Source organism: Amycolatopsis sp. NPDC003676 (assembly GCF_053587275.1).
The window spans coordinates 1-6434 of the sequence record NZ_JBSFNS010000209.1 but is presented as its reverse complement, the minus strand read 5'-3'; the positions used below and the strand labels follow the sequence as shown (position 1 = coordinate 6434).

General features: G+C 70.9%; 4 protein-coding genes and 1 pseudogene. 2 read left to right on the top strand and 3 right to left on the bottom strand.

Features of this window, described 5'->3' with window-relative positions; translation table 11 throughout:
* Positions 1 to 178: 178 nt before the first annotated feature.
* Together ACWDNU_RS44635 and ACWDNU_RS44630 are read left to right on the top strand one after the other, a co-directional pair.
* Complete coding sequence (locus tag ACWDNU_RS44635) at positions 179 to 1153, top strand: helix-turn-helix transcriptional regulator (RefSeq protein ID WP_449673300.1); 975 nt, start codon at positions 179 to 181, stop codon at positions 1151 to 1153.
* A complete protein-coding gene (locus tag ACWDNU_RS44630) occupies positions 1150 to 1692 on the top strand; it encodes a hypothetical protein (protein ID WP_449673299.1) in 543 nt (180 codons plus the stop codon). Before ACWDNU_RS44635 ends, ACWDNU_RS44630 begins: the two co-directional genes overlap by 4 nt.
* Here the strand turns inward: ACWDNU_RS44630 and treZ are convergent.
* From treZ to ACWDNU_RS44615, 3 genes and pseudogenes are all read right to left on the bottom strand, one after another.
* Positions 1682 to 3391, bottom strand: coding sequence for a malto-oligosyltrehalose trehalohydrolase (gene treZ / locus ACWDNU_RS44625; protein ID WP_449673301.1), 1710 nt, complete (start codon positions 3389 to 3391; stop codon positions 1682 to 1684). The two genes, ACWDNU_RS44630 and treZ, sit on opposite strands and share 11 nt — an antisense overlap.
* Complete coding sequence (gene treY / locus ACWDNU_RS44620) at positions 3388 to 5664, bottom strand: malto-oligosyltrehalose synthase (protein WP_449673298.1); 2277 nt, start codon at positions 5662 to 5664, stop codon at positions 3388 to 3390. The genes treZ and treY overlap by 4 nt, the downstream gene beginning before the upstream one ends.
* Positions 5661 to 6434 (bottom strand): annotated as a pseudogene (locus ACWDNU_RS44615) (glycogen debranching enzyme); the annotation flags it as partial. The pseudogene ACWDNU_RS44615 and the gene treY, both read right to left, overlap by 4 nt.

Here is a 6434-nt window from a genome sequence, read left to right as displayed (position 1 = left end):
ATCAGCGGCGTGTCGTTGCCGAGGATGCTGAACGTGAACCGGGTCCGCGCCCGGTCCTCGCAATACGCGGGCCCGCACGTGATCGAATACGGCTTGCCGGGTACGCAGCTCCGTCAGACGCCGGCTTGAAGGCGATCCCGCCCGCGCCGACGAAGTCGGCGCCAAAGACACTGACCCCATGCGCGCGAGCCGGCTTGTTTCCATCCTGTTGCTGCTGCAGGCCCGGCAGCCAAGGACCGCGGACGACCTGGCCGCCCGGCTGGAGGTGACCCCGCGGACGATCTACCGCGACATCGAGGCGTTGAGCGCGGCCGGGATCCCGGTGTACGGCGAGCCCGGCCACGACGGTGGTTACCGGCTGGTCGACGGGTATCGCACCCAGCTGACCGGCCTGACCAGGCAGGAAGCCGAGGCGCTCTTCCTCACTGGCCTGCCCGCCGCGGCTTCCGGGCTCGGTCTCGGTCCCGTCGTCGCGACTACGGAGCGCAAACTGCTGGCCGCGCTGCCCGCCGAACTGCGGTCTCATGCGGACCGGGTCCGCGAGCGGTTCCATTTGGACGCGGCGTCCTGGTACGACGGCGCTGAGGTCACCCCGCAGCCGCCGACCGTCTCGGACGCGGTGTGGCAGCAGCGCCGCGTCCGGATCCGGTATCAGCGCTGGGCCGCGCCGCACGAAGTGACCCGGACCGTCGAGCCGTACGGCGTGGTGCTCAAGGCCGGGCACTGGTACTTGGTCGCGCGTTCCGGGGAGTTCCGGACTTACCGGGTGGCGCGGATCGTGGAGACGGTGCTGCTGGACGAGACCTTTGACCGGGTTAAGGATTTCGATCTCGGCGGGTACTGGCAGTCCTATCTCGACGACTTCGACTCGCGACGGCGCCAGGGCGAGGCGGTGCTGCGACTGTCCCCGGAGGGGATGCGGCTGTTGCCTCAGCTTGCCGAGCCCGCCATCGCGCGTGCTGCGTTGGAGAGCGGGGTTGCCGAGGCGGACGGGTGGACGCGGGTGGTCGTTCCGGTTGAGGACCACGGCCAGGCCGTCCATGATTTGCTGCGGCTTGGGCCGTTGGCGGAAGTCGTTGCGCCGCAAGAGCTTCGCGACCGGGTGGCTGGGGCGCTGACGTCGATGCTGCGCCGCTACGCTCCGTTCTCATGACTGGCGACGCCGCGGCCAAGCGCTCCTTCCTCGTGCTGCACGACTACGGCGTGGGCGGTCTCTGGTGGTGGATCTCGGCGCGGTCCGAACGGGAAATCCGCGAGACGTTCGCCTGGACCGAGGTGGTCGCCGATCCGGAGGTCGTGGCCCGGTACCGGGACGACGGGCTGCCGGAGGTCGACGTCGACGACGCCGAAATGCCCGCCGGGCTGGACAGCTTGCGCGCCGAGCGCGACAGGCAGCGCGGGCGCGCCGGGTTCGGCGCGCCCGCGGATCGGGAGGTCGTGCACCTGCGCCGGCACGACGACGAGGAGAACACCGACTGGCTGGTCGAGGTCGGACCGGACGGACGCCGAACCCGACAGGTCGAAGTGCCCGATGTCGGGACCGCGCTGCGCAGCGGCCCCGACGACTGGCCGCTCAACCCGCCCTTCGCGGACCTCTTCGCTCCGGAGACCGCGGACTGGGAGATCAGCGCGGCCGAGTTCGAGAAGCACTGGGCTCAGGCCCGGCCCATGACCCCGGAGATCAGCGAGTAGCGACCACCACGAACGACTCCGCGGGCAACACCGTCGCCTCATCCCCCACCTCGGGATTCCCCCACGAAGCCAGCACCTCCCCCGCCACCGCGACCTCGACCGGTTTCGCCGCGAAGTTGCACGCCAGCCGCAGTCCGCCGCGGTGCAGGATCAGCCACGAATCGTCCGGCGCGGTCTCCACCACCACCCGGTCGAGCCGTGGATCGGTCAGCTCCGGACGCGAGCGGCGGAGCCTGATCAGCGTCCGGTACAGGCCCAGGATTTCCCGGTGGCCAGGTTTGCCCGGTTCGGCCCAGTCGAGCCGCGAGCGGGCGACGGTGGCCGGGTCCATCGGGTCCGGGACGTCCGCTTCTCCCCAGCCGTGCCGGGCGAACTCGCGGCGGCGGCCGGTGCGGACGGCCTCGGCCAGTTCCGGGTCCGGGAACGACGCGAAGAACTGCCACGGCGTCTCCGCGGCCCATTCCTCGCCCATGAACAGCATCGGCGTGAACGGCGAGCAGAACACCACCGCGGCGCCGCAGGCCAGCAGGCCGGGCGAGACGGTCGCGGACAGCCGGTCGCCGGTCGCGCGGTTGCCGATCTGGTCGTGGTCCTGCAGGTAGGCCAGGAACCGGTGGCCGGGGGCGACGCGCCGGTCGAGCGGGCGGCCGTGCGTGCGGGCGCGGAACGACGACCAGGTCCCGGCGTGGAAGAACGCCTCCCGCAGGGTTTTGGCCAGCGCGCCGGGCTCGGCGAAATCGGTGTAATACCCCGTGGTTTCGCCAGTGAGCCGGACGTGCAGCGCGTGGTGCAGGTCGTCGGACCACTGCGCGTGCAGGCCGTAGCCGCCGGCGTCACGAGCGGTGACGAGCTTCGGGTCGTTCTGGTCGGACTCGGCGATCAGCGTCAGCGGCCGGTTCAGGGCCGCGGACAGGGCTTCGACCTCGGTGGCGAGTTCTTCCAGCAGGTGCACGGCGCGTTTGTCCACCAAGGCGTGCACGGCGTCCAGGCGCAGGCCGTCGAGGTGGAAGTCGCGCAGCCAGCCCAGGGCGTTGTCGAGGACGTAGCGGCGGACTTCGTCGGAACCCTCGCCGTCGAGGTTCAGACCCGCGCCCCAGTCGGTGCGGCCGGCGAAGTACGGGCCGAACCGGTCGAGGTAGGCGCCGGACGGGCCGAGGTGGTTGTAGACGACGTCGAGCACCACGGCGAGCCCGCGTGCGTGACAAGCGTCGACCAGGCGTTTCAGCCCGTCGGGACCGCCGTACGGTTCGTGCGCCGCGCCCCACAGCACGCCGTCGTAGCCCCAGCCCGCGGTGCCGTCGAAGGAGTTCACCGGCAGCAGTTCGACGTGTGTGACGCCGAGGTCGACGAGGTGCCCGAGCCGGTCGATGACCGCGTCGAACGTGCCTGCCTCGGTGAAGGTGCCGACGTGCAGTTCGTAGACCACGCCGCCGGGCAGCTGCCGTCCGGTCCACGACTGGTCGGTCCATTGGAACGCGGAATGGTCGTAGACACGCGACGCTTCGTGCACGCCGTTCGGCTGGCGCAGCGAGCGCGGATCCGGCAGCGGGCGGTCGTCGTCGCCGAGGAGGAAGGCGTAGTCGGTGCCGGTGACGTCGGCCTGCCACCAGCCGTCGGCGGCGGCCGTCATCTCGTGGTCGGCGCCGTCCACGCGGACGCGGACGCGCTCGGCCGAAGGTGCCCATACGCGGAACATCAGGAGTCCTCCCGCACCAGAAGCGCGACTGGGTACTGGTCGAACAACGCCGAAGCCTGCGGTGCGTCGCCGACCCCGCGGCCGGTCAGCACGTCGGTCCATTCGCCAGCGCGCAGCGGCAGGACAGTGTCGCGCCAGCCGCCCGCACGCTCCAGCCCGAGCGGCAGCCGCGTGACCGCGACGGCCAGGCCCTCGCCGCGCTCGAAGGCCAGAAGGTGTTCCGCGGCAACGCCTTCGGCCTGCAGCGGCCGGTATCCGGTGAAGAGTTCCGGCCGGTCGCGGCGCAGCGTCAGCGCGTGGTGCACCACCAAGAGCTTCGCCGCGCCGGTCTCGTCGATCTCGGGGGTTTCGCCAGCCTGGACGCGTTCCAGCAGGGAGCGCCGGACGGCGTAGTCGACCTCGCGGCGGTTGTCCGGATCGACCAGCGAGTAGTCCCACAACTCGGTGCCCTGGTAGACGTCCGGCACGCCGGGCCCGGCCAGCTGCACCAGTTTCTGGCCTAGCGAATTCGCCCAGCCCGCGCCGCGAACCCGCTTGACGAACGACTCGACGTCCGCAGCCAAGTCCGCATCGCCCAGCACCGCGGACGGCCATTCGGCGACGGCTCGCTCGAAGTCCTCGTCGTGGTCCGTCCAGGAGGTGCGGAGTTTCGCTTCCTTCGCGGCCTTGTCGAGGTAGTCGCGCAGCCGCTCCGGCGAGATCGGCCACGCGCCCACAAGCGTCTGCCACGCAAGGAGATTGAGCGCGGGCTCGTCGATCCCGCGCGCGGCGGTCCACCTCCGGACCGCGACCGCGAACTCGTCGGCCACCTCCGACAGCGCGGCCATCCGCGCGCGGGTGTCCTCGGAGCGCTTCGTGTCGTGAGTGGTCAGCGTGGTCATCGTGGCCGGAGCCGCGGCCGCCCGGCCCGCGGCCAGCGTGTGGAATTCCCCGGTGCTCAAGCCGAATCGGTCCGGGTTTCCGCCGACCTCGTTCAGCGCGGCGAACCGGGTGAACCGGTAGAACGTGGTGTCCTCGGTGCCCTTCGCGACGACCATGCCGGACGTCTGCTGGATCCGCGTCGCCAGTTCGCCGTCCGGCGCGCCGCGCACCTGGCTGTCGAGCGCGTCGAGCGCCGGGGCCAGTTCGGGCCGCCGCTTGCGCGCCCGAGCGACGGCCGTCGCCCAATGCCCGGAGCCCTCCGGGAGATAAGAACGGTAGACCGGGAACGCGATCATCACCTCGGCCACGGCGGCGCGGGCCGCGTCAGCGTCCACGCCTTGGAGCAACGCGGCGATCCGGTGCACCTCGGCGACCAGGATGCCGTCGGTCACCAAACGCCGCGCGCGTTCCTCGACCGAGTGGTAGTCGGTGCGCACGCCCTGCTCGGCGGCGAGCCGGGTGAACACCGACGCGGCGGCCGGGTCCACGAACACGCCGGTGATCTCGCGCAGCGCGTCGTATCCGGTGGTCCCGTCGACCGGCCAGCTCTGGGGCAGCGCCTCGCCCGGGTGCAGGATCTTCTCGGCCACCAGCCACGCGCCGGGCGCGCCCTCGCGGAGCCGCCGGAAGTAGCCGCCGGGGTCGGCGAGCCCGTCCGGATGGTCCACGCGCAGGCCGGTGACGTCGCCGTCGGACACCCAGCGCAGCACCTCGCCGTGCGTCTCGGCGAACACCTCCGGCCGTTCCACGGTGACTGCGGCCAGGTTCGTGATGTCGAAGAACCGCCGGTAGTTCAGCTCGCGGTTGCCGCGCCGCCAGCCGACCAGCTCGTAATGCTGGCGCGCGTGCACCTCTCGCGGCGTTCCGTGGCCGGTGCCGGGCGCGATCGGGAAGCGGTGGTCGTAGTAGACGAGTTCGTCACCCTCGACGGTCAGCTCGTCGCCGTCCTCGCCGAGGACTGGCAGCAGCAATCGTCCGCGTGTCCAGTCGATGTCGAAAAACGGCGCGTAAGGCGAATCCTGGCCGTTCCGCAGGACGTCCCACCACCACTGGTTCGCCTTCGGCGCCTCGACGGACATGTGGTTCGGCACGATGTCCACCACGAACCCGAGCCCGGCGTCTTTCAGCCGCGCCGACAACGCCTTTCGCGCCTCTTCGCCGCCTAATTCGCCCCGGGCACGCGTCGGATCGGTGACGTCGTAGCCGTGCGTGGACCCGGGCGTCGCGTCGAGCATCGGCGAGCCGTACAACGCGCCGACGCCCAGCTCGCGCAAGTAATCCACGATCCCGGAAGCCTCGGCGAAGCCGAACTCCGGCCGCAACTGCACCCGGTATGTCGAGGAGGGCGTGCTCATTCGCCCTCCTTCGCGGTGCGCTGCAACACGACCAGCGAGCGCGCGGCGAGCGTGAACTTGCCGCCGCCTTCGACCGGCTCGACGTCCGTCTCCCCCACCGCGCCGGTCTCGGTGTCGACCACGACTGTCCATTCGCGACCGTAGCCGTTGCCCGGCAAGGTCATCGCGATGTCCTCCCAGTGCGCGTTGAACGCGAGCAGGAACGAATCGTCCTCCACCGGCATCCCGCGCGGGTCGAGGTCCGGAATCCCTTCCCCGTTCAGGAAAATCACCACCGATTTGCCGAACGCGTCGTCCCAGTTCTGCTCGGTCATCTCCTCGCCCGCGGGCGTGAACCAGGCGATGTCGCCGAGTTCTTCTCCCTTGCGCACCGGCTTGCCCTGGAAGAACCGGCGGCGGCGGAACACCGGATGCGCCTTGCGGAACGCGGTCAGCGCGGCGGTGAACTCGACCAGATCGGCGTTCTCCGTGGCGAGTTCCCAATCCATCCAGGACAGTTCGGTGTCCTGGCAGTAGGCGTTGTTGTTGCCCTGCTGGGTGCGGCCGAGCTCGTCGCCATGCAGCAGCATCGGCACGCCCTGCGACAGCAGCAGCGTGGCGAGCAGGTTTCGCCGCTGCCGGTCGCGCAGCGCGAGCACCTCCTCGTCGTCGGTCGGGCCCTCGACGCCGCAGTTCCAGGACCGGTTGTCGTCCGCGCCGTCGCGGTTGTCCTCGCCGTTGCGAGACCCGGCCGCCGGGAAGGCGTCCGCAGTCCGCGCAGCCGGCGATCC

Coding starts and splice junctions, on each gene's coding strand:
- ACWDNU_RS44630 (WP_449673299.1), top strand. CDS start 1,150: ATGACTGGCGACGCCGCGGCCAAGCGCTCCTTCCTCGTGCTGCACGAC.
- ACWDNU_RS44635 (WP_449673300.1), top strand. CDS start 179: ATGCGCGCGAGCCGGCTTGTTTCCATCCTGTTGCTGCTGCAGGCCCGG.
- treY (WP_449673298.1), bottom strand. CDS start 5,664: ATGAGCACGCCCTCCTCGACATACCGGGTGCAGTTGCGGCCGGAGTTC.